The 22,736-nt window shown below is 65.9% G+C and carries 19 protein-coding genes and 2 pseudogenes; 13 read left to right on the top strand and 8 right to left on the bottom strand.

Annotation, left to right across the window (positions count from 1 at the left end; translation table 11 throughout):
- The 3 genes and pseudogenes from NH14_RS32395 to ribA form a co-directional block, all read right to left on the bottom strand.
- Positions 1–147 (bottom strand): annotated as a pseudogene (locus NH14_RS32395) (IS256 family transposase); the annotation flags it as partial.
- Between the two features lie 49 nt (positions 148–196).
- Positions 197–1,024, bottom strand: a pseudogene (locus NH14_RS32390) (tyrosine-type recombinase/integrase); the annotation flags it as partial.
- Between the two features lie 220 nt (positions 1,025–1,244).
- Entirely contained in the window at positions 1,245–1,892 is a 648-nt protein-coding gene (gene ribA, locus NH14_RS32385) for a GTP cyclohydrolase II (protein ID WP_035533166.1), read from the bottom strand.
- 288 nt (positions 1,893–2,180) lie between these two features.
- On the opposite strand from ribA, the gene NH14_RS32380 reads away from it, so the two are divergent.
- Positions 2,181–2,624 carry a CBS domain-containing protein gene (locus tag NH14_RS32380; protein WP_035533120.1) on the top strand — a complete coding sequence of 148 codons (444 nt, stop codon included), beginning with the start codon at positions 2,181–2,183 and terminating at the stop codon, positions 2,622–2,624.
- A gap of 203 nt (positions 2,625–2,827) precedes the next feature.
- Here the strand turns inward: NH14_RS32380 and NH14_RS32375 are convergent, their stop codons facing one another.
- The gene (locus NH14_RS32375; RefSeq protein ID WP_035533164.1) at positions 2,828–3,184 is read right to left on the bottom strand and encodes a DUF4148 domain-containing protein; all 357 of its coding nucleotides are present in this window, start codon (positions 3,182–3,184) and stop codon (positions 2,828–2,830) included.
- Positions 3,185–3,355: 171 nt separating this feature from the next.
- A complete protein-coding gene (locus tag NH14_RS32370; RefSeq protein WP_035533162.1) occupies positions 3,356–3,994 on the bottom strand; it encodes a DNA-3-methyladenine glycosylase in 639 nt (212 codons plus the stop codon).
- Between the two features lie 293 nt (positions 3,995–4,287).
- Here NH14_RS32370 and NH14_RS32365 point away from each other — a divergent pair, with 293 nt between their 5' ends.
- Entirely contained in the window at positions 4,288–4,680 is a 393-nt protein-coding gene (locus NH14_RS32365; protein WP_035533118.1) for a hypothetical protein, read from the top strand.
- Positions 4,681–4,721: 41 nt separating this feature from the next.
- Here the strand turns inward: NH14_RS32365 and prpR are convergent, their stop codons facing one another.
- Positions 4,722–6,833: a propionate catabolism operon regulatory protein PrpR gene (gene prpR, locus NH14_RS32360; RefSeq protein ID WP_035533117.1), complete on the bottom strand. Its 2,112-nt coding sequence runs from the start codon at positions 6,831–6,833 to the stop codon at positions 4,722–4,724.
- A gap of 196 nt (positions 6,834–7,029) precedes the next feature.
- On the opposite strand from prpR, the gene prpB reads away from it, so the two are divergent.
- From prpB to NH14_RS32325, 7 genes are all read left to right on the top strand, one after another.
- Positions 7,030–7,920 (top strand): methylisocitrate lyase, encoded by an 891-nt coding sequence (gene prpB, locus NH14_RS32355; RefSeq protein WP_035533116.1) that lies wholly within the window; start codon positions 7,030–7,032, stop codon positions 7,918–7,920.
- 53 nt (positions 7,921–7,973) lie between these two features.
- The gene (gene prpC / locus NH14_RS32350) at positions 7,974–9,140 is read left to right on the top strand and encodes a bifunctional 2-methylcitrate synthase/citrate synthase (protein WP_035533114.1); all 1,167 of its coding nucleotides are present in this window, start codon (positions 7,974–7,976) and stop codon (positions 9,138–9,140) included.
- Positions 9,141–9,276: 136 nt separating this feature from the next.
- Positions 9,277–11,871, top strand: coding sequence for a Fe/S-dependent 2-methylisocitrate dehydratase AcnD (gene acnD, locus NH14_RS32345; protein WP_035533160.1), 2,595 nt, complete (start codon positions 9,277–9,279; stop codon positions 11,869–11,871).
- 55 nt (positions 11,872–11,926) lie between these two features.
- Positions 11,927–12,343: an endonuclease domain-containing protein gene (locus tag NH14_RS32340; RefSeq protein WP_202031852.1), complete on the top strand. Its 417-nt coding sequence runs from the start codon at positions 11,927–11,929 to the stop codon at positions 12,341–12,343.
- Positions 12,340–13,530 (top strand): 2-methylaconitate cis-trans isomerase PrpF, encoded by a 1,191-nt coding sequence (gene prpF, locus NH14_RS32335; RefSeq protein WP_035533112.1) that lies wholly within the window; start codon positions 12,340–12,342, stop codon positions 13,528–13,530. The genes NH14_RS32340 and prpF overlap by 4 nt, the downstream gene beginning before the upstream one ends.
- A gap of 188 nt (positions 13,531–13,718) precedes the next feature.
- Positions 13,719–13,916 carry a type II toxin-antitoxin system VapB family antitoxin gene (locus tag NH14_RS32330; RefSeq protein WP_035533110.1) on the top strand — a complete coding sequence of 66 codons (198 nt, stop codon included), beginning with the start codon at positions 13,719–13,721 and terminating at the stop codon, positions 13,914–13,916.
- On the top strand, positions 13,913–14,284 hold the full coding sequence (locus NH14_RS32325; protein WP_035533108.1) for a type II toxin-antitoxin system VapC family toxin: 372 nt from the start codon (positions 13,913–13,915) through the stop codon (positions 14,282–14,284). The genes NH14_RS32330 and NH14_RS32325 overlap by 4 nt, the downstream gene beginning before the upstream one ends.
- Before the next feature lie 52 nt (positions 14,285–14,336).
- On the opposite strand, the gene NH14_RS32320 is transcribed toward NH14_RS32325, so the two are convergent.
- Positions 14,337–15,257, bottom strand: a complete 921-nt coding sequence (locus NH14_RS32320) for a peptidoglycan DD-metalloendopeptidase family protein (protein ID WP_052148472.1) — start codon at positions 15,255–15,257, stop codon at positions 14,337–14,339.
- Positions 15,258–15,929: 672 nt separating this feature from the next.
- Between NH14_RS32320 and NH14_RS32315 the strand changes: the two genes are divergently transcribed.
- Both NH14_RS32315 and NH14_RS32310 read left to right on the top strand, forming a co-directional pair.
- Entirely contained in the window at positions 15,930–17,030 is a 1,101-nt protein-coding gene (locus NH14_RS32315; protein WP_035533107.1) for an OpgC domain-containing protein, read from the top strand.
- Positions 17,031–17,137: 107 nt separating this feature from the next.
- The gene (locus tag NH14_RS32310; protein ID WP_084225903.1) at positions 17,138–18,073 is read left to right on the top strand and encodes an alpha/beta hydrolase; all 936 of its coding nucleotides are present in this window, start codon (positions 17,138–17,140) and stop codon (positions 18,071–18,073) included.
- A gap of 44 nt (positions 18,074–18,117) precedes the next feature.
- Here NH14_RS32310 and NH14_RS32305 read toward each other — a convergent pair whose 3' ends face one another.
- A complete protein-coding gene (locus tag NH14_RS32305; RefSeq protein ID WP_035533105.1) occupies positions 18,118–19,185 on the bottom strand; it encodes an AI-2E family transporter in 1,068 nt (355 codons plus the stop codon).
- A gap of 382 nt (positions 19,186–19,567) precedes the next feature.
- On the opposite strand from NH14_RS32305, the gene NH14_RS32300 reads away from it, so the two are divergent.
- Together NH14_RS32300 and NH14_RS32295 are read left to right on the top strand one after the other, a co-directional pair.
- Complete coding sequence (locus tag NH14_RS32300; RefSeq protein WP_035533103.1) at positions 19,568–19,858, top strand: DUF3331 domain-containing protein; 291 nt, start codon at positions 19,568–19,570, stop codon at positions 19,856–19,858.
- A gap of 251 nt (positions 19,859–20,109) precedes the next feature.
- A complete protein-coding gene (locus tag NH14_RS32295; protein WP_237179844.1) occupies positions 20,110–22,620 on the top strand; it encodes an adenosylcobalamin-dependent ribonucleoside-diphosphate reductase in 2,511 nt (836 codons plus the stop codon).
- Positions 22,621–22,736: the final 116 nt, after the last annotated feature.

Below are 22,736 nucleotides of genomic sequence, written 5' to 3'. Positions count from 1 at the left end.
GAACGCCAGCATCAGATCCTGCACCTGGGCCGGCGTCATCGGTCCCTTGACCAGTTCGTCCAGCAGCGCCTTGGGCAGTTCAGGCAGCGGCCCTCGGGCCGCTGCCTGAGACGCCACCGTACGTTTCTTCTTCATCGGCATATCCATGATTTTTACCTCTCATGATATGCCTCACCCACAAAATGCCGGACAGGTCCTTCGGGACAGTCCACCAAAAGCCGTCTGCTTCCTCCGTGATCTCCGTGCTCTCCATGGCCACGATTTCACTGCCCCTCGTACCGGTCCAAAGGTAAAGCGTCAACGCGTCGGCAACGGTCAAACTGAAGTTCGGCAACCAACGGATCAATATGCCAAGCTCGTTTGCGGAGAGCACCCGCTTCTGCGTTCCCGTATATTTCCCCTCAATCTTGCGCCCCTTGCTCTTCAAGCGCCCTCTTAATACATCTCTCCACCAATTCGCAGTGTTTTCCGGAAGACGGCCAGCATCGAGCGCGTAATGCCATGCACAACCTAGCTCCATACGCAGGCGTCCCGCGAGCACTGGCGTCGACCGATATGAGTCGAGGAAATCGAATGCCTGGGCGCGTGTGATAGTGGCGGCGGGCAAATCTGCAATCGGCCCCAGCATCGCCTTGAATATACGTGCGACTTCGACTGCCCCCTTGGCCTTGCGATTTACTTCTACGTGCCCGACGAGATAGTCGCGGCACAGCTGTTTGACGGTGTAGTCCGTTGGCGATGAACGAGTGCCAGCTTTTTCCCGCTTTCGACGCACTGCGGATAATTCTGCTCCCGAATCGCGCTCGACGCGGTTCGTTTCCCAGGCAGCGATCGCTGCAGGAAATGCCATAGCCGGCCATTCTCCGAGCTTGACCTGTCGCATGCGACCGTCGATTGGTGACTTGTAGCGATACGTCCATGACTTGCGGCTTGCCGAAGCCTGGAGGCGCAATCCCGGGAATTGCTCAAAGGTCATGTGTTCGCCGCTCGGCAGCTTGGCCGCGACACGCGCATCGAAGTGCATTCTTCTCTCGGCGTAGGTTTTCTTGAGAGAAGGATAGTTGGCGTAGGTTTTTTGTTCAACGCCAAAAAACCTACGCCAACATGGCAAGTTTAGGCGTACGGAGACGAGCGTCGATGCAGCAATCCAAGGGTAACGAATTCGAAAATTTTTCTTTTAATTCAGGCTGTTACAGCACTTATCGAATCACCCCGGACCTCTCCGGACGCTGCTGAATTTTCCCCTATTCGTTCTCTTCGAAGTAATGCCCAAACTTAACCTGCTTGGTGCGGATATACCGTTCGTTTTCCTCGCGCATCGGGATCGCCAGCGCGACGCGCTCGATCACGGGGATGCCGTGCTTCGATAGCGTGTCGAACTTCTTGGGGTTGTTGCTCATCAGCCGCACCGACGTCACCTTCAAAAGGCGCAGGATCGCCGCCGCCGAATCGTATTCGCGCGCGTCGTCGGGCAAGCCGAGGTCCAGATTCGCCTCGACGGTGTCGCGGCCCTGCTGCTGCAGCTGGTAAGCGCGAATCTTGTTCGACAGGCCAATGCCCCGGCCTTCGTGGCCGCGCAGATACAGCAGCACGCCGCGCCCCTCGGCCGCGATGTAGCGCAGCGCGAGGTCGAGCTGCTCGCCGCAGTCGCAGCGGTATGAGCCGAACACGTCGCCGGTCAGGCATTCGGAGTGCAGGCGCGCGAGCACGGGCTCGCCGCTGCCCACGTCGCCCATGACTAGCGCGACGTGCTCGGCGCCGCCGTCCTTGACCCGATAAACATAAGACTCGAACGTGCCGTAACGGGTAGGCAGTGTGGCGACCGCGTCAAGCACGACGCATTCGTTGGCGTTATCGCCATCCGCGCAGGACGGCTCGTGGGGCGTAGACATGATCTGGTACAAATGGCTGGCATAAACCGGCCCAGGGCCGGATTGAAGTTTGGAACCGGAGTGTACCGCCATTTGTCCTAATCCGCCCCGCCCGCCCCCGCGCCGTGTGTCATCCGCCCCATAGTCGGGCGCATATCCTGGTGCCGCGCGCCCGCCCATCGGCCTATACTGGTACGGCTTTCATGGCTTACTGCATCATGGCTCACTGAACGGTCACGGGCAGCGCATACCCCGCTCGTGCCACACACGCAATGTCCGAACCACCGAAGGACGAACAGGAGTCGCCCTATGACGAGCGTTGCCCAAGTACTCAAATCCAAGCCGGAACAGGTGGTCCATACGATTGCCGCCAGCGATTCCGTGTTCAACGCAATCCGCCTGATGGCCGAAAAGCAGATCGGCGCGCTGGTGGTCACCGACGGCGAGGCGATCGTCGGCATCGTGACCGAGCGTGACTATGCGCGAAAGATCGTGCTGATGGACCGCTCGTCCAAAACGACCCCTGTGCGCGACATCATGAGCCCGCACGTGCGCTTCGTGCAGCTCGACCAGACTACCTACGACTGCATGGCGCTCATGACCGAGCGGCGCATGCGCCACCTTCCCGTCATGGCCGACGGCAAGCTCGTGGGCATGGTGTCGATCGGCGACCTCGTGAAGGACATCATCGCCGAGCAGCAGTTCACGATCTCGCAGCTGGAGCACTACATCACGGGCGGCGCGGGCACCTGACGGCCCGCCCTCGTCGAAATGCCCGCACGCGGCAGCCAGCAAAAAACGCCCAATCCCGAGCGGGTTGGGCGAAGCCACCTTGCGGCAGCGGAGGTTTCACGCATGAAAAATCGTGTGCTGGCTTGCGAACCGGCAAGCTAGCCTGCCAAGCGGGCGTCGCCCGTCTGGCAGGCCTGCGCGCGGCGTCTGAGCGCCTGAATCAATCAGTTACCGAAATAAGTCGACTGGGCCGGCGACGGCGCCACGCGTGGCGCGGGTTGGCCCGACTGCATCGTGCCCATGGGCGCGCCGCCGTAGCCGGTGGTGTCCGCTACCGGCAATTGCGCCTGCGCCATGCCTTGCTGTTGGGAAACGCGCGCTTCGGCGGCCTGGATGTCCTGCGGATACATCGAGTCGTTAGCCGTCGCCGGGTTATAGCCGGCCTGCTCGATCTGGATCAGCTCCTGGCGCACTTCGGCGCGGGACTTGGGTGCGCTGCTCGAATCCTGCGCGAACGACAGCGCCGGAGCCGCAACAAGGGCCGCAACAACCGCGGCTTGAATCAGAGTACGGGTCTTCACGATCACTTACCTCCATAGCTTGTTCTGCGCCGGCCGGCAGCGCCTTGCCGCGAGCCAACGATTTCAAGTTTATTGAGATGGGAGATAAGGGCAAATACCTATTTCTCCAAAATACAATTCCCTACAGGGCAACAATGCAATATGCACACGAATGGGCCTCGCACATCGACCTCAAAGGCCCTCCACCAGCAGCTTGCGCGGACCGCTGACAAACGGGCTGCCCACCTCGTAAAAGCGCAGTAACCGATGCGTTTCGCGCGACAGGCCGATGCGCGTCGTCACGCCCGTGACTCTGTCCGGCTCGTGCTCCGCTCCGTTTTGCGCCGCTCCGTCCAGCCGCCCGATCCACAGCCCTTGCCCGCTGCAAAGATCGAAGCCGTCGAATGACTGGCCGATGCCGTATGCCTGCGTGAGCCGCCCCGGCCCGCGCGCGAGATCGCGCAGCGGCGCGCCGCTGCGTCGGGGCGCCATCGTCGCCAGTCCTTCGAGCGGCTCCACGGCGCGAAACAGCACGCCCGCGCCCACTTCCTCGACTTCGCTCGACATGTTGAGCATGTAGGCGCTCCCGTAAGTGAGCCGCACATATGCATGGCCGCGCGCGAGGAACATCGACGCATTCCAGGTGCGCCGCCCGATGAATGCATGGTTCGTCGAGTCGCCGGGCGGGTAGGCTTCCACTTCGACGAGACGGCCCGCGATGCGCCCTTCGTCGGAGTCGCGAACGAGATACTTGCCGACCATGAAGCGCGCAAGCTCGATCGTGTCGATGGGCAGGTCCTCCCGGCGCAGCGGCACGATGGGCAGCGCCATGGGCGCGTCGCCGGAAGGCGTGCAGGCGTTGCGGACGGGCTTGCTGGCTACGGTCGACATGGAGCGCTCCTCCGATGCGGGATTGGCCGATTGGCGCCGATCGATCCAGGGCGCGGTCGCGGCCTTGCGGGAACCGGCCGAGTGTAGCGCCGAGTCCGCAAGCGCGCCCGCCCGCCTGGCTTCGATCACCCCGCATCAGTGCCACGCGCGCTGCCCTGTTGCGCTACCATCGACGCCACGGGCGCGCGCCTTGCGCGCCGCGCGATGTCGAACCCAATCCAGGAGCCGCCACGATGGACGAAGCCCGCGCAATCCAGTTCCTCTCCGAGATCCGCAAGCCGCTCCTCACGCTGCACAAGGCGATCCTCGACCACGAGCGCGCCGAGTACGAACGCGAGTTCGGGCCAACGCCGCCGGCTGCCTTCCTGCAAGTGCTGATCAACGGGCCGGAGTTCCGCTGGCTGATGCCGCTCTCGACCGTGATTGCAAACGTCGACGAAACGCTCGACGCCAAGGACGCCAAGTCGGAAGACCGCGTGGGCGCCGCCGAAGGCGTGGCCGGGCTCTTCGCGGGCGAAGAATCAGTGGAGTTTTTCGAGCGCTATCAGGCGCTCCTGCAAAAGAGCCCCGAGGTGCTGCACCTGCACGGCGGGGTTGCGAAGCTGCTCAACGGCATCAAGAACTGAGCGTGCTACGGGGGCCGCTCGCCCGTGTACGCACTTGCACGTCAGGACTCGCGCGCCGGTTTGCGCCGCGCGCCTTCCCCATGTCCTCCGCCCGCGTGGTTCGCGCCGGGCTTGGCTTTCGCGGCGTTCAGGCGTCGCCAGAGCGTCGTCTTGCTGATGCCAAGCTGCGCGCACACGCGGTCACGGTCGCCGTCATGCGCTTCGAGCGCCGCGCGGATCTCGTCGGCTTCCACGTGCAGGCTGCGCTCGCGCAAGGTGAGCGGCTGACCGGCCAGGCCGGGTTCCATGTCTGCCGGAGCGGCCATCGCGTCCTGCGTGGCCTGTGCATCGTGTAACGCCCCGCCGGCCCGCATGGCCGTCCCTCGCGCCGCGCCGCCGCGCAGCTCGAACACCTCGGGCGCAATCGAGCGCAGCACCTCGGGTGTGAGCACGTCCACGTCTGAATCCGCGAGCTCCACCACCATCCGCTCCACCACGTTCTGCAATTCGCGCACGTTACCGGGCCATGAATGACGCGCGAGCGCGTCGCCGACCGGCGCGAGCGCGCGCGCCGCGTCGTCCTGGTTGCGGATGCGCAGCGCCACGCGCGGCTCGCGGCGCGCCGACTGTTGCAGCAACTCGGCGGCGAGCGGCACGATGTCCGCGCCACGCTCGCGCAGCGGCGGAATCGCCAGATTCAGAATGTTCAACCGATAGAACAGGTCCGCGCGGAATTCGCCCGAGTCGATTTGTTCCGTGAGCGCGCGGTGCGTGGCCGCCACCACGCGCACGTCCACGCGCGTGGGCTCGGTTGCGCCAAGGCGCACCACCTCGCGCTCCTGCAGCACGCGCAGCAGGCGGCTTTGCAGCGGCAAAGGCATCTCGCCGATTTCGTCGAGAAAGAGCGTGCCGCGATGCGCCGCCTCGATCAGCCCGACCTTGCCGCCGCGCCGCGCGCCCGTGAACGCGCCCTCTTCGTAGCCGAACAGCTCGCTCTCCAGCAGCGCCTCGGGAAACGCGCCGCAGTTAATCGCCACGAACGGGAAATCGCGCCGCGGGCTTTCGCGGTGGATGCCCTGCGCCACCATCTCCTTGCCGGTGCCGCTTTCGCCGCGGATCAGCACGGTGGCGTCCGAGCGCGCGTAGCGCTGCGCGAGCTCTCGCACGCGCGCGATGCCCGGCGTTGTGCCGCTCAGGTCGCCGAGCCGGTAGCGCGCCACGAATTGCTGGGTGCGCTGGCGCGAGCGCAAGGTGCGGTCGAGCCGCTCCACCGCGCGCGATTCCTGGAACGTGAGCACGGCGCCCGAGGCCACGCCGTTGTCGACGAGCGGCCCGCGATGCACGACGTAGCTCACGCCGCGCACGGTTTCGAGCGATTCGCCGTCGGCGTCGGGCAGCGTGAAGGCGATGTCGGGCGCGAGGTCTTCGAGCGAGCGGCCCGCCGCCGCGGCCGGGTCGACACCGAGCACGGCGGCAAGGCGCTGGTTGATCGCCTCCACGCGGCCGTTCGCGTCGAGCGCCACCACGCCGTCGCGCAGATGCTGGAGCACACTGTCGAGGCGCTGGCGCCGCTGCGTTTCGCGCCACGTGGCCTGCACGACTTCGAGCGCATTGTCGAAGGCGAGCTGCACCGAAGAGCGCGAATAGACGAAAAACGGCACAAGCCCGAGCCGCGCCGCAAGGTCGTTCACATGACCCGGCCCCACCACCGCGCCCACGCCCCGGTCGCGCAGGTCCAGCACACAGGCCTCGGCGTCCTGCACGGTGCGATAGGACGCGAACACGACATCGAGGCCGTACGCGCTCGCGAAGCGCCGCACTTCGGCTGGCGTCTCGCCATAGGTGACGAGCGCTACGAGGTCGGCCTCGCGGCGCGCGCGCGCGAGCGCCTGCATCACGTCGAAGCCGGTGGGCTGCACGAGCACCACGGGCAAGTCGATGCGCGCCTTCAGCCAGGTGCCGTTCGAGCCCGCCGCCACCACCACGTCGGGCCGCTGATGGGGCGGGGCCGCCGCGATTTCGGCCGCGGCTTCCTCGAAGCCGCGCGGGACCACGCGAAGATCGGCCAGCCCCTCGTATTCGTTGGCGATGTCGCGAAACAGGTCGCGCAGGCGGCTGATGCCCATGGCCCAGACACGCGGGCGAAATTCGGAAGCGGAGGGAAAGCGTTTCATGTTGCGGCGGTTCTCATCGGCTCGAAATTTCATTATCGCGCGATGATTTCAAATTTGAAATCGCAATTTCAGACAGGAAATTGGGGCGCAAGGCGCCATGGACGCCATCCGACGAAAAATCAACGCATTAGCAGCCCTGCTCATAGCTGGCACGGTATCTGCAGTATGAGCCCCGTTCCTTTGGAGACTCGCACACATGAACAGCAAATCCCCCGCAAGCGCCGGCGCGAAATTCCGCGCGGCCGTAGCCGCCGAACAACCGCTGCAGGTCGTGGGCGCCATCACCGCCTATGCCGCCAAGCTCGCCGAGCAGACCGGCTTCAAGGCCGTGTATCTCTCGGGCGGCGGCGTGGCCGCCAACTCGCTCGGTGTGCCGGATCTGGGCATCAGCACGATGGACGACGTGCTGATCGACGCGCGCCGCATCACCGACGCCGTCGACATCCCGCTGATGGTCGACATCGACACGGGCTGGGGCGGCGCCTTCAACATCGCGCGCACGATCAAGTCGTTCATCAAGGCGGGCGTCGCCGCGGTGCACCTCGAAGACCAGGTGGGCCAGAAGCGCTGTGGCCATCGCCCGGGCAAGGAAGTCGTCTCGACCGACGAAATGGTGGACCGCGTGAAAGCCGCCGTGGACGCGCGCACCGACGATGGCTTCGTGATCATGGCCCGCACCGACGCAGCGGCCGCGGAAGGCATCGACGCCGCCATCGAGCGCGCGGTCGCCTACGTGGAAGCGGGCGCCGACATGATCTTCCCCGAAGCCATGAAGACGCTCGACGACTACCGCCGTTTCCGTGCAGCGGTGAAGGTGCCGATTCTCGCGAACCTGACCGAGTTCGGCTCGACGCCGTTCTTCACGACCGAAGAGCTGAAGAGCGCCAACGTGGACATCGCGCTCTACTGCTGCGGCGCGTACCGCGCGATGAACGCGGCGGCGCTGAACTTCTACGAGACGGTCAAGCGCGACGGCACGCAAAAGGCCGCTGTTTCGACGATGCAAACGCGTGAGGACCTCTACAAGTACCTCGGCTATCACGCGTATGAAGACAAGCTCGACGCGCTGTTCGCCGCGAAGAAGTAACGCCGCGCAATCTTCATACGATCACCCCAATTAGAGAGAGAAAGGACGACACCATGAGCGAAACCGACAACACCACGCAAGCCGCAGGCGCCTTCAAGCCGAAGAAGTCCGTCGCGCTGTCCGGCGTGGCCGCGGGCAATACCGCGCTGTGCACCGTGGGCCGCACCGGCAACGACCTGCACTACCGCGGCTACGACATTCTCGACCTCGCCACCGCGTGCGAATTCGAAGAAGTCGCTTACCTGCTCGTGCACGGCAAGCTGCCGAACATCGCAGAACTCGCTGCGTACAAGACCAAGCTCAAGGCACTGCGCGGCCTGCCCGCGAACGTGAAGGCGGCGCTCGAATGGGTGCCCGCTTCGGCGCACCCGATGGACGTGATGCGCACGGGCGTCTCGGTGCTCGGCACCGTGCTGCCGGAAAAAGACGACCACAACCTGCCCGGCGCGCGCGACATCGCCGACCGCCTGATGGCCTCGCTCGGCTCGATGCTGCTGTACTGGTATCACTACTCGCACAACGGCAAGCGCATCGAAGTGGAAACCGACGACGACTCGATCGGCGGCCACTTCCTGCACCTGCTGCACGGCCGCGAGCCGTCGAAGTCGTGGGTCGACGCCATGCACGTTTCGCTGAACCTCTACGCCGAGCACGAGTTCAACGCTTCGACCTTCACCGGCCGCGTGATCGCCGGCACGGGCTCGGACATGTACTCGGCCATCACCGGCGCGATCGGCGCGCTGCGCGGCCCGAAGCACGGCGGCGCGAATGAAGTCGCGTTCGAGATCCAGTCGCGCTACGACACGCCCGACCAGGCGGAAAGCGACATCCGTCGCCGCGTGGAAGCGAAGGAAGTCGTGATCGGCTTCGGCCACCCGGTGTACACGATCTCGGACCCGCGCAACAAGGTCATCAAGGAAGTCGCGAAGAAGCTGTCGAAGGAGCAGTCGAACCTGAAGCTGTTCGACATCGCCGAGCGCCTCGAATCGACGATGTGGGAAATCAAGAAGATGTTCCCGAACCTCGACTGGTTCAGCGCGGTTTCGTATCACATGATGGGCGTGCCGACGGCGATGTTCACGCCGCTGTTCGTGATTTCGCGCACGGCCGGCTGGAGCGCGCACATTATCGAGCAGCGCATCGACAACAAGATCATCCGCCCGAGCGCCAATTACACGGGTCCGGAGAATCTGAAGTTCACGCCGATCGGCAAGCGCTGATCGAGGCACGCCAGTCTGCCGAATCGAATAGTCCATCCGGCAGACTGGGAGACGGCGGCACGTGCGCGTAGAGTGAGCCCTTCGCTTACGGCGCGCGTGCCCGCCGCAACCCCACTACACATTGGTCCCCACAGCCGTGAATACCGCCTACCGCAAGCCCCTACCCGGCACCCGGCTCGATTACTTCGACGCGCGCGAAGCCGTCGAGGCCATCCAGCCCGGCGCCTGGGACACGTTGCCCTACACCTCGCGCGTGCTCGCCGAAAACCTCGTGCGCCGCTGCGACCCGGCCACGCTCACCGCTTCGCTCAAGCAGCTCATCGAGCGCAAGCGCGACCTCGACTTTCCGTGGTTCCCCGCGCGCGTCGTCTGCCACGACATTCTCGGCCAGACCGCGCTCGTGGACCTCGCCGGCCTGCGCGACGCCATCGCTGACCAGGGCGGCGACCCCGCCAAGGTGAACCCGGTGGTGCCGGTGCAGTTGATCGTCGACCACTCGCTCGCCGTCGAATGCGGCGGCTTCGACCCGGACGCGTTCAAGAAGAACCGCGCGATCGAAGACCGGCGCAACGAAGACCGTTTCGACTTCATCAACTGGACGAAGAAAGCGTTCAAGAACGTCGACGTGATTCCTCCGGGCAACGGCATCATGCACCAGATCAATCTGGAGAAGATGTCGCCCGTGATCCAGGCGCGCGACGGCGTGGCGTTCCCCGACACCTGCGTGGGCACGGACAGCCACACGCCGCACGTGGACGCGCTCGGCGTGATCGCCATCGGCGTGGGCGGCCTCGAAGCCGAGAACGTCATGCTCGGCCGCGCCTCGTGGATGCGTTTGCCCGACATCGTCGGCGTGGAGCTTACCGGCAAGCGCCAGCCCGGCATCACCGCCACCGACATCGTGCTCGCCCTCACCGAATTCCTGCGCAAGGAAAAAGTCGTGGGTGCGTATCTGGAGTTCCGCGGCGCGGGCGCGTCGAGCCTCACGCTCGGCGACCGCGCAACCATCTCGAACATGGCGCCCGAGTATGGCGCCACGGCCGCGATGTTCTTCATCGACGACCAGACGCTCGACTATCTGCGCCTCACGGGCCGCGAGGAAGAGCAGGTCAAGCTCGTCGAGACGTATGCGAAGACTGGCGGCCTGTGGGCCGACACGCTCGCCAATGCGCAGTACGAACGCACGCTGACGTTCGATCTGTCGAGCGTGGTGCGCAACATGGCCGGCCCGTCGAACCCGCACAAGCGCCTGCCCACCTCGGCGCTGGCCGAGCGCGGCATTGCCGGCAAGTGGGAAGAAACGCCGGGGCAGATGCCCGACGGCGCGGTGATCATCGCCGCCATCACTAGCTGCACGAACACTAGCAACCCGCGCAACGTGATCGCCGCCGCGCTGCTCGCGCGCAACGCCAATGCGCGCGGCCTTACGCGCAAGCCGTGGGTGAAGAGCTCGCTCGCGCCGGGATCGAAGGCGGTCGAGCTGTATCTGGAAGACGCGAAGCTGCTGCCCGAGCTCGAAAAGCTGGGCTTTGGCATCGTGGCGTTCGCGTGCACGACGTGTAACGGCATGTCGGGCGCGCTCGATCCGAAGATCCAGCAGGAGATCATCGATCGCGACCTGTACGCGACCGCCGTGCTCTCGGGCAACCGCAACTTCGACGGCCGCATCCACCCGTATGCGAAGCAGGCGTTCCTCGCCTCGCCGCCGCTCGTGGTCGCGTACGCGATTGCCGGCACGATCCGCTTCGACATCGAGCAGGATTCGCTGGGCACGGACCAGAACGGCAAGCCCGTGTACCTGAAGGACATCTGGCCGAGCGACGAAGAGATCGACGCCATCGTCGCGCAGAGCGTGAAACCCGAGCAGTTCCGCAAGGTGTACGAACCGATGTTCGCGGTCACGGCCGCCAGCGGCGAGACCACCGACCCGCTGTACGACTGGCGCGCGCAAAGCACGTACATCCGCCGTCCGCCGTACTGGGAAGGCGCGCTTGCGGGCGAGCGCACGTTGAAGGGCCTGCGCCCGCTCGCCGTGCTTGGCGACAACATCACGACCGACCACCTGTCGCCCTCGAACGCGATCCTGGCGAACAGTGCAGCGGGCGAATACCTCGCGAAAATGGGCCTGCCCGAAGAGGACTTCAACTCTTACGCGACGCACCGCGGCGACCACCTCACGGCGCAGCGCGCGACTTTCGCGAACCCCACGCTCATCAACGAGATGGCCGTGGTGGACGGCGTCGTGAAGAAGGGCTCGCTTGCGCGCATCGAGCCGGAAGGCAAGGTCACGCGCATGTGGGAAGCGATTGAAACCTACATGGAACGCAAGCAGCCGCTCATCATCGTGGCGGGTGCGGACTACGGCCAGGGCAGCTCGCGCGACTGGGCGGCCAAGGGCGTGCGTCTTGCGGGCGTGGAAGTGATCGTGGCGGAGGGCTTCGAGCGCATTCACCGTACGAACCTGATCGGCATGGGCGTGCTGCCGCTGGAGTTCAAGGCGGGCACGAACCGCACGACGCTGGGCATCGACGGCACGGAGACGTACGACGTGATTGGCGAGCGCACGCCGCGCGCGGATCTGACGCTGGTGATCCAGCGCAAGAACGGCGAGCGGGTGGAAGTGCCGGTGACGTGCCGCCTGGACACGGCGGAGGAAGTCTCGATCTACGAAGCGGGCGGCGTCCTGCAGCGCTTCGCGCAAGACTTCCTGGAGTCATTCCAGACAGCGTAAGCGCCCATAAAGCCCCTCTCCCTTGAGGGAGAGGGGTTGGGGAGAGGGGGAAGCGGTGGCAACAACGCATCAAATCCAGCGCGCCAGACTTCTGCGCAAGAACATGACGAACGCAGAGCAACTGCTATGGCGCCACCTCCGCGCCCACCGCCTGTGCGGCGAGAAATTCCGCAGACAGCACCCCATCGGCCCCTACATCGTGGACTTCATGCACTTCGGTGCGCGTTTGATCATCGAGGCCGATGGCGGGCAGCACAACGGCAGCGCCACCGACGCAGTGCGTGACACCTGGTTGCGGAGCCGAGGCTTCAAGGTTCTGCGCTTCTGGAACGACGAGATATTGTCGAACGTCGATGTGGTGCTTGAGGTGATTCTCGGTGACATCGCCGAAAGGCGTTCCCCTCTCCCCCAGCCCCTCTCCCTCCTGGGAGAGGGGAGATCGCGGACTTTTATCGATACGGAATTTCTATGAGTCATATTCCCCAGATCCGGATTCCCGCTACCTATATTCGCGGCGGCACCAGTAAAGGCGTGTTCTTCCGCCTCCAGGATCTGCCCGATGCCGCGCAACAGCCCGGCGTCGCGCGCGACAAGCTGCTCATGCGCGTAATCGGCAGCCCCGATCCCTACGGCAAGCAAATCGACGGCATGGGCGGCGCCACCTCCAGCACCAGCAAGACCGTGATCGTCGCCAAAAGCAGCCGGCCCGATCATGACGTCGACTATCTGTTCGGCCAGGTCGCCATCGACAAAGCCTTCGTCGACTGGAGCGGCAACTGCGGCAATCTCTCGGCCGCAGTCGGTCCGTTCGCGATCAGCGGCGGCCTCGTCGACCCGAGCCGCATTCCCGCCAATGGCACGGCCACCGTGCGCATCTGGCAGGCCAACATCGGCAAGACCATCGTCGCGCACGTGCCCATCACGAACGGCGAGGTGCAGGAGACCGGCGACTTCGAGCTCGACGGCGTGACCTTCCCCGCCGCCGAAGTGCAGCTCGAGTTCCTCGACCCCGCCGCCGAGGAAGAAGGCGCGGGCGGCGCGATGTTCCCCACCGGCAAGCTCGTGGACGACCTCGAAGTGCCGGGCGTCGGCACGCTCAAGGCCACCATGATCAACGCCGGCATTCCGACGATCTTCGTGAACGCCGAGGCCATCGGCTACACCGGCATGGAACTGCAGGACGCCATCAACGGCGACGCCGAGGCGCTGAAGACGTTCGAGACCATCCGCGCCCACGGCGCGTTGCGCATGGGCCTCATCAAGCACCTCGACGAGATCGCCACGCGCCAGCACACGCCCAAGATCGCCTTCGTGGCGAAGCCGCAGGGCTATACGGCGTCGAGCGGCAAGCGCGTGGAAGCCGGCGACGTCGATCTGCTGGTGCGCGCGATGTCGATGGGCAAGCTCCATCACGCCATGATGGGCACGGCGGCCGTGGCGATCGGCACGGCGGCGGCCATTCCGGGCACGCTCGTGAATCTCGCGGCGGGCGGCGGCGAGCGCAACGCGGTGCGCTTCGGCCATCCGTCGGGCACGTTGCGCGTGGGCGCCGAGGCGCACGAGGAGAACGGCGAGTGGGTGGTCAAGAAGGCCATCATGAGCCGCAGCGCGCGCGTGCTGATGGAAGGGGCGGTGCGGGTGCCGGGAGACGCGTTTTAAGAAGCGGCTTGCAGCACCGCGCGGTTTGCGCTGATTGAAGAAAAACGCCCTGGCGCTGCGATGCGTCAGGGCGTTTTTTGCTCTACGGCAATGTTTTTCCAATCAACCAACTGAATCGGCCATGCATGCATCGAAAACCGCATCAATTGATGCTACATTTTATGCCTGCACATCGAGGAGTAACCGTCATGCGTACCACCATCGTTCTCGACGACGACTTGATCGCCAAAGCGCAGGCCTACACCGGTTTGGAGGAAAAGACAGCAATCGTGCGCGAAGCCCTCAAAGCCCTGATTCAGCGCGAGGCCGCTCGACGGCTCGCGAACCTTGGTGGAAGCCAGCCTGGCATCGTGGCGCCGCCGCGTCGTCGGACGGATGCCGAATGATTCTCGTCGACACATCGATCTGGATCGACCATTTCAATGCCGCCGATCCCCTGCTGACAAGCCTGCTCACAGACGAGCGCGTGCTCGCGCATGCTTATGTGATTGGGGAAATTTCGCTCGGCAATCTGCGCGATCGCAATACTGTCCTCTGCGCGTTGCGAGACTTGCCAGCGGTGCCTACCGCCACGCCGGAAGAAACGTTCTATCTGATCGAGCACGCGAAGCTGTCCAATCGGGGCATCGGCTACGTCGACACCAGCCTGCTGGCGTCGGCGCGCCTGCAACCCGGCGTTACGATCTGGACTCGAGACAAGCGGCTGGGAAAGGTTGCCGGCGAGCTAGGCCTCGCCGCGCAAATCCAGCACTAAAAGAACCGCAAGCGGCCGCGGCGCCCTTGCGCCGCGCTCCGAAACGGCGCGCTCAGCTTTGCGGCGAGGGCAGATATGGCATTGGATCGACCGGCTTGCCGTCGCGGCGCACCTCGAACATCACCGCAACGCGGTCGTTCTTCTCGCTGCCCATCTCCGCGATCTGCTGGCCCTGGTGGACCACGTCGCCCGTCCTCACGAGCAAGCGCCGGTTGTGCGAGTAAGCCGTAAGGAAGTCCTTGTTGTGCTGGACGATGATCAGGCTGCCGTACTCGTTCAGGCCCGTGCCTGCGTACATGACCTTGCCGTCGGCGGCGGCGATCACGGGGTCGCCGGCCTTGCCCGCGATCTCGATGCCGCGCGTCGTACCCGGCTCGAACGGCTCCACCACCTTGCCCCGAGCGGGCCACACCAGCGCCACGCTGCGCGCATGGCGCTTGACTTCGGCCGCGACCTGGCGGCTGTCCTCGGCGCTTGCGCTCGAGCTTGCCGTCGAAGCCGCTGTCGCGCTGCTTCCCGTGCTGGCGCCGCCGGACGGCCCGGGCGCGGCGGCTTGCACTGTGATCGTCTGCTTCGAGACCAGCTTGAGCGACTGGCCTATCCGCACGTGGCTGTTGGGCTTGATGCCGTTCCATGCCGCCAGGTCCTTGACCGCAACCTTGTGGCTCGCGGCGATTCCCAGCAGCGAGTCGCCGCGGCGCACGCGTACCCACGTGGTCTTCGTGACCACGCGCGTGACCGGTGCGGCCTGCTGCTGGCTCGCCGACGCTTTGGCGGCAGCGGCAGCGGCAGCCGCGGCAGCCGCGTCCGACGCGGGGCTCGCGGCAGCCGACTCATCGGGCTGCGGCTGCGCCGGCTGCTGGTCAACGTTTGCGCAAGCGCCCAGCAATGCCGCGAGACCGAGGCCCACGAGACACTGCCACAGACGGCGCGTCAAACCGTTGGCGCGCTGCCCGGAACGATCGTCGAACATGATTGTTGCTCTCCTGTCCCATGCAAAGCCGCTCGTCGCAACGGAACGCCACTCGAACGGCGTGATCAGGTCTGCCGCATCGAAACGCGCTCCCCCTGCCGCTCGCCGGCCAGCCGTACACGCCGGCCCGGTTCCATCTGCATTCAAATTGCGTGCTTTACATGACAAAATCCGCTACCGTCGCGCAAATTCCATGACAGCAGCTCCGAATCCATCTTAAAAACCGTCTGGCATTGTAAAACGCATTTCACATATATCCGGTAGGCAACAACACTCTGATACAAATCTTAAAAATACGAAGAAATCTTTTTGCCCCGCCCCGCGTGCAGAAATAGAGCCAGATCACGCGCTCACCCCTCGAACATATCGGCAGGCTGAATCAGAACTTAAGCAGCCGAGTCCCCTGAAAGCCGTTTGAAACTCATGTAGTATTGCCCCCGTCAAGCGGATGCCCGCGAAGCATGGGAACCTTGACGAGTCAATTCAGGTCATTCCTGGGCCTCCGTTGTGCATTCGCGGGGGCTTTTGACTTTTCGCGCCACTCCGGCTTCGTGCGGGAGCCGGCCCGCCACACTGCAGCGACCTTTTTTGCACGCGCCAGCGCGGCCGTGCGCGCCCTTCCCGGCCGAGCCGGGCCCACTTGGCGCGCCACAGCCGGCTGACGCCGGATCCATGTCACAGTCATCCAAACGTCTCGTCGAACTCGACTTCTTTCGCGGCCTTGTCCTGCTGATCATCGTCGTCGATCACATCGGCGGCAGCATCCTCTCGCGCGTCACGCTGCATGCCTACGCGCTGTGCGATGCCGCCGAAGTGTTCGTGTTCCTCGGCGGCTTCGCCACGGCCACCGCGTGGGCCGCGCTCTGCGCGCGCCGCACCGAGGCCGCCGCCCGCCAGCGCTTCATCAAGCGTGCGTTCGAGATCTATCGCGCCTTCGTGGTCACCGCGCTGCTCATGCTGCTCGTGACGGCGATCATGGTCGCCTGCAACGTCGACGCGCCGAACCTCGCCACCACCGATCTCGACGATCTCACGCTCGCCCCCGCCGCCGCGCTGCGCGACATCGTGCTGCTGCGCCGCCAGCCGTATCTCGCGGGCGTGCTGCCGATGTACGCGTGCTTCGCGCTGGCCGCGCCGCTGGCCCTGCCGCTCGCGCGCACGCGTCCGTGGCTGCTGGGCGCCATCAGCTTCGCGCTGTGGGTCATCGGCCCGTACCTCACGCCGTGGCTGCCGCACGTGGCCGATGCGAGCTGGGACTTCAATCCGTTCGGCTGGCAATTGATGTTCGTGGCCGGCGTGATCGCCCAGGCGCAGCCGGTGTTCCAGAGCGTCACCGCGCAGCGCAAGCTCGGCGCTTTCGTCACCGCGCTCGCGCTCGCCGTAGTCATGGCGGCCGCCATCTACCGCCTGCATCTGGGCAACATCACGCTCGACGAGGACTACAAGCGCAATCTCGCGTGGTTCCGCGCCGTCAACTTCTTCGGAATCGCGTGGCTCACCGCGCATATGATCCGGCTGGGCTGGGCCAGGAAGCTCGCCGCCGCGCTGCCGTGGGTGGGGCTCGTGGGCCGCAAGGGGATGCTGTCGTTCGTGGCCGGCGCGGTCATCTCGCTGACGGTGGACTCGGTCCTCTACTGGTACACCGACGGCTATCTGAACGTGCCGCTCGGCCTCGCCGCCGACGCCATCGCGCTGACCTCGCTGCTGCTGGTTGCGCGCGCATCCGATCCGCTCAAGCGTCTGCTGCCCTCGCGCGCGAAGGTGTCGGCTTGACGTATCCACGCTGAGACGCGCCGCCACGCTTCCGGCGCGCACGGGCCGCTGCTAGCATGATGGGCCCGCGCGCCGCTGACGCGCCTTCCTCATCGGCCACTCCTGCCATGCGCAGACCTTCCCGCACCGCGCTCTTTGCATCGCCTTTCGCCCCCCCCTTCGCGCCGCCTTTCGCTGCGCCGCGCGCGGCGCTGCTCCGCGCGGCGCTCGCGGTCCTCATGGCCTTCGCCACCTTCGCGGCGCTCGCGCCGTTCGCCGGGCGCGCCGCGGCCGGCACGGTCGCCATGCGCAGCTTCCACGCGACGGCACTCGGGCGCGACTGGCCTTACGCGGTCTACCTGCCCACGGGCTATCACACCGACGCCGCCCGCTATCCGGTGCTCTACCTCCTGCACGGCAACAACGGCGACGCGATGGACTGGGTCACGCAAGGCGACCTGCAAAACGCCGCCGATACGCTGATCGCCCGCCACGAGATTCCGCCGGTCGTGATCGTGATGCCGCAAGGCGGCACCGACTGGTATGTCGATCGCAAGGAAAAGATGGAGACGGCCTTTTTCGCCGATCTGATTCCGGAGATCGAGTCGCACTTTGCCGTCGAGAACGAGCGCGGCGGCCGGGCGATCGGCGGCGTCTCGATGGGCGGATTCGGCGCGCTGCGCTACACGCTCGAACACCCGGAAATGTTTTGCGGCACGCTGCTGCTCTCGCCGGCGGTCTACGCGGGCGAGCCGCCGCTCTCATCGTCGGCGCGGCGCGTGGGGGTGTTCGGCGAGCATCAGTTCGATCCGCACGTCTGGCATACGCTCAACTATCCCGCGCTCTGGAGCGGCTATTTCGGGCGGCCCTGGCGCATCCCCATCTTCATCGCCTCGGGCGACGACGACCTCGTGATCCAGGCCGAGTCGTCGCTGCTCTACACGCGCTTGCGCGAAGCCGGCAATCCGGCGGCGCTGCGCATCGTCGATGGCGGCCACGTCTGGCCCGTCTGGCGCCAGTTGCTGCCCGCCGCGCTCAAGTACGCGCTCGCCTGCGTGCACTGAGCGCGAGCCTCACCGGGCCCAGGGCAAACGCAAAAGCGACCGCGTCACCCCGCCCAGTTCACCCACAGCACCATCAGCACCGTCATCAGCGCCGGGCCGATGAAAATGCCGATCAGGCCGAAGGTGGCCGCGCCGCCGAGGATGCCGAACAGCACGAGCAGGAAGGGCAGGCGCGTCGAATTGCCGATCAGCACGGGCCGCACGAAGTGCTCGGCGACGAACACCACCACGCAGCCGCACACCGCCAGCGCGATGGCGCCAATCACCGAGCCCTGCACCAGCAGCCACAGCGCCGCGCCGCAGAACACCACGGGTGCGCAGAACGGCACCATCGCCGCAATGGCGGTCACGGTGCCGAGCAGCGCCGCGTGCGGCACGCCGGTGAGCATGTAGGCAGCGCCGAGCAGCACGCCCTCGCCCAGCCCGACCACCACGAGGCCCGTCACGGTCGCGCGCACAGCGGTTGCCATGCGCTGCAGCAGTTGCGCGCCGTCCACGCCGAACGCGCGCCGCGCGCCGCGCATCACGGTGCCGGAGAGCCTGGGCCCCGCCTGAAAGATCACGAACAGCGTGACGAGCATGAAGCCGAAGGTCATCGACGCGTGCAAGGCGCGTGCGCCAAAATGCCGGCCGGCCGACACGATGGCGTCGCTGTGCAGGCTCTTCATCGCCGACGAGTTATTGAGGGGCTGCGCGAGATTGTCCTGCCACCATGCGCTCAACTGATGGCTGCCCATCGGCAGCTGCGCGACGAAGTCGGGCACCGGCACGCCGTTTTCCTGGGCCGCGCGCAGCCACAGATAGAGTTCGTGGGCCTCGCCGGCCGCCTGGATTGCGGTGACCGTGATCGGCAGCACGACGAGCAGCGCGATGGCCACCGTGAGCACCGTGGCGATCCAGGTGGTGCGGCACTTGAACCAGCGGTGCCGCTCGATGGCCTGATAGGCCGGCCACAGCACGATCGCGACCACGCTCGCCCAAGCCACGGCGGGCAAGAATTCGCGCACGACCCACAGCGCGAGCAGGACGAGCACGGCAAACAACACGGCGGACGCGACGCGCTGGAGTTTTTGCTCGTTTGCGGAGTTCGGAGCGGGTGGGCGTTGAATCATGTAACCTCGTAAAAATTCGGCAAGACGGCACGTGCGGTGCAGCAAATGCGTTCCGCCGCGAGCCGCCAGCATAAGCGCGGCGCACCGAAAACGCGAACGCCCGCGTGCGGCGACAGGCCGCGTTTCAGCAGATTTGCGCTACCCTCCAGCGTTTCAACCCGTCCTCCTCCAGGCCACAATCATGTCGCGCCTGGTACAACACTGCGTTGCACAAATTCAGCAGGTCAAACCTTGACCGCCCGCAAACCCCCATTTCTTCGTTATGCGCAATGTGTCGCAGGGGGATTGTTTCGATATAAGCAACGGTGTTTCTACCCCGGCACAATGGCTCTCGGCGGCTCGCAGGAATACAGTCCGGGCACACCCACTTACGGAGCCGACAATGACCAAGAACGCGTGCCTCGCGCTTGACGGAATCCACGGTGAACGCATCGAAATCCTCGAACAAACGGATTCCGCGCTCGTGATCCGCTGGGTCGAACCCGGCCGCTGCCACTATGGCGAACAGCGCTGGCGCCGCCGCTCGGCGCACACCTCGGGAACCTGCGCCGTCACGCGCCGCAAGATCCGCCGCGGCGACGCCGTGTACAAGCCCGCCGAACGGCCGGCCCCGCTCAATGCGTCGGTGATGATCGCGGCAGAAGTATTCGGCGACCTCTTCGAAGAGCGGTAAGCGCGGGGCCACACCCGGCCGCCACTGCGGTAAGGTTGCACAAGATGGCGCCGGTTGCGCACAGCATGCGCAGCGGACGCCCCGTTCCGCAACCGCCGCCCGCGCATCGGCCCTTTGTTTTCGTCCATCAGCGGCGCGGCGCTCCGAGAGGCCCCGCCATGGCTGAAAACACGCCCCCGCTTCCGTTCGCTTCAAAGCCCGCTTCAGAGCCTGCCTCAAAGCCCACTGCGCAGCCCTTCTCGCTCGACGTGATGCTCGAAAAGTACGCCAAGGGCGACGAGCAAAGCGCCGACGACATCTACCGCCGCGTCGCCCACGGCGTCGCGCAGGCCGAGCCTCCCGCGCTGCGCGCCGAAGTGGAAGCGCGCTTCGTCGACAACCTGCGCCACGGCGCGCTGGGCGCGGGCCGCATCATGAGCGCGGCGGGCGCCGGCATCGAGGCCACGCTCATCAACTGCTTCGTGCAGCCGGTGGGCGACAGCATCCAGGGCACCGACGACGAGGGCCGCCCCGGCATCTACGTCGCGCTCCTGCAAGCCGCCGAAACCATGCGGCGCGGCGGCGGCGTCGGCTACAACTTTTCGGCGATCCGCCCGCGCGGCGCGCACGTCAAATCGACGGGATCGAGCGCCTCCGGGCCGTGCAGCTACATCGACGTTTTCGACGCCTCGTGCCGCACCGTGGAGAGCGCGGGCGCGCGGCGCGGCGCGCAGATGGCCGTGCTCGACTGCGATCACCCCGACCTGCCCGAATTCATCGAGGCCAAGCATTCGAAGGGCCGCTGGAACAACTTCAACGTCTCGGTCGCAGTCACGGATGCGTTCATGCGCGCCGTCGAAAACGACGAGATCTGGCCGCTCGTGCACGGCGCCGAACCCTCGCCCGCGCTGCGCGCGGCAGGCGACCTCAAGCAGCGCGAAGACGGCCTGTGGGTCTATGCCGAAAAACGCGCCCGCGCGCTGTGGGACACCATCATGCGCTCGACCTACGACATGGCCGAGCCCGGCGTGGTGTTCATCTCGCGCATGAACGAGGACAACAACCTGCGCGCGCTGGAAAGCATCCGCGCAACCAATCCCTGTGGCGAGCAGCCCCTGCCAGCCTATGGCTGCTGCAATCTCGGCCCGCTCGACCTCACGCGCTTCGTGCGCGAGCCGTTCGCGCAACTGCGCGGCGGCCAGCCCGCGTTCGACTGGGACGAACTTGCCGCACGCACCGCCACCCAGGTGCGCTTTCTCGACGACGTGCTCGACGTCACGCTCTGGCCGCTGCCCGAGCAGCAGGCCGAAGCCGCCGCCAAACGGCGCATCGGCGTAGGCTTCACGGGCCTCGGCGACACGCTCGTGATGCTCGGCATCCGCTACAACTCCGAGGCCGGCTGCGCGTTCGGCGCCCGCGTGGGGCGCACCATGCGCGATGCGGCATACCGCGCGTCGGTGGCGCTCGCGCACGAGCGCGGCGCGTTCCCACTGTTCGACGCCAACTCCTATCTGGCAAGCGGCACCTTCGCCTCGCGCCTGCCCGAGGACCTGCAAGCCGAGATCCGCGCGCATGGCATCCGCAACAGCCATCTGCTCTCGGTCGCGCCCACCGGCACGGTGAGCCTCGCGTTCTCCGACAACGTCTCGAACGGCATCGAGCCCGCGTTCTCGTGGACCTACCAGCGCACCCGCCGCATGGCCGACGGCAGCAACGAGACCTTCATGGTCGAGGACCACGCGTGGCGCGTCTATCGCGAGCTCGGCGGGAACGTGGATGCCTTGCCCGACTATTTCGTGAGCGCGCTGCAGATGAGCGCGCAGGAACACGTGGCGATGATGGCGGCCGTGCAGCCGTTCGTGGACACGTCGATCTCGAAGACCGTGAACGTGCCCGCCGACTACCCGTTCGAAGCGTTCGAAAACCTCTATCTCGACGCCTGGCGGCGCGGCCTCAAGGGCCTCGCCACCTATCGGCCCAACGAGACGCTCGGCGCGGTGCTGCAAACGCTGCCCGCCGCAGGCGGCGCGCTCGACGACGCCCAGGGCGACGGCCTGCTCGACCCGCTGCGCGTGGCGATCGACCATCGGCCCAAGGGCGAACTGCCCGCCGTGATCGAGAAAATCGAATACCTCACGCAGACCGGCAAGGTCTCGCTCTACGTGGCCGTCTCGTTCCTCGAAGTGACGGGCCAGGTGGGCGGCGAGTCCGTGACGATCGAGCGGCCCATCGAATTCTTCATTCCCGTGGGCCAGCGCGATGAGTCGCAGCAATGGATCACGGCGACGATGCGGTCGCTCTCGCTCGCGGCGCGCGGCGGCTTTGTCGCGCGCAATCTGCAGGACTTGCGCAAGGTGTCGTGGGACCGCGGCCAAGTGCGTTATGGGCATACGCAGCGGCTCGACGGCACACGCACGCCGCGCTGGCACGACTCCGAGGTCGCGGCGATCGCCTATGCAATCCAGCAGATCCTGCACCGGCGCGGCTTTCTGGATGCCGAGGGACGCCAGGTGCCGTCACGGCTGCTCGCCCAGCGCCGCGCCGAAGCGGCGGCGTTCTCGAACGGCTCGTCGGCATCGGCGGCCATCGACGAAGCCGATGCCGCGGCGCGCGCGGGCGACCAGGTGCTGGACGGCCCCAACGCGCTGCCCGCCGATGCGGCGCTCGCCGCGCCACACGCGATGCTCGGCCGCAAATGCGGTTCGTGCGGCGCGAACGCGGTAATCCGGCGCGACGGCTGTGACTTCTGCACAGCGTGCGGGGAAATCGGCAGTTGCGGTTAGGCAAGGCCGGGCATGCTCAGGCGGCGGTTTGGGGATGTTGGCGCTCCGCCGCCTTGATTGCTCGCGCGCGTTGAGCCGATCTGGTCTACTCTGTCGTTAAATCATATGAACCTATT

The organism is Paraburkholderia sacchari (genome assembly GCF_000785435.2).
Taxonomy (GTDB): domain Bacteria; phylum Pseudomonadota; class Gammaproteobacteria; order Burkholderiales; family Burkholderiaceae; genus Paraburkholderia; species Paraburkholderia sacchari.
Note: the sequence above shows the minus strand (reverse complement) of the source record. Positions and strands in the feature narration are given on the sequence as shown.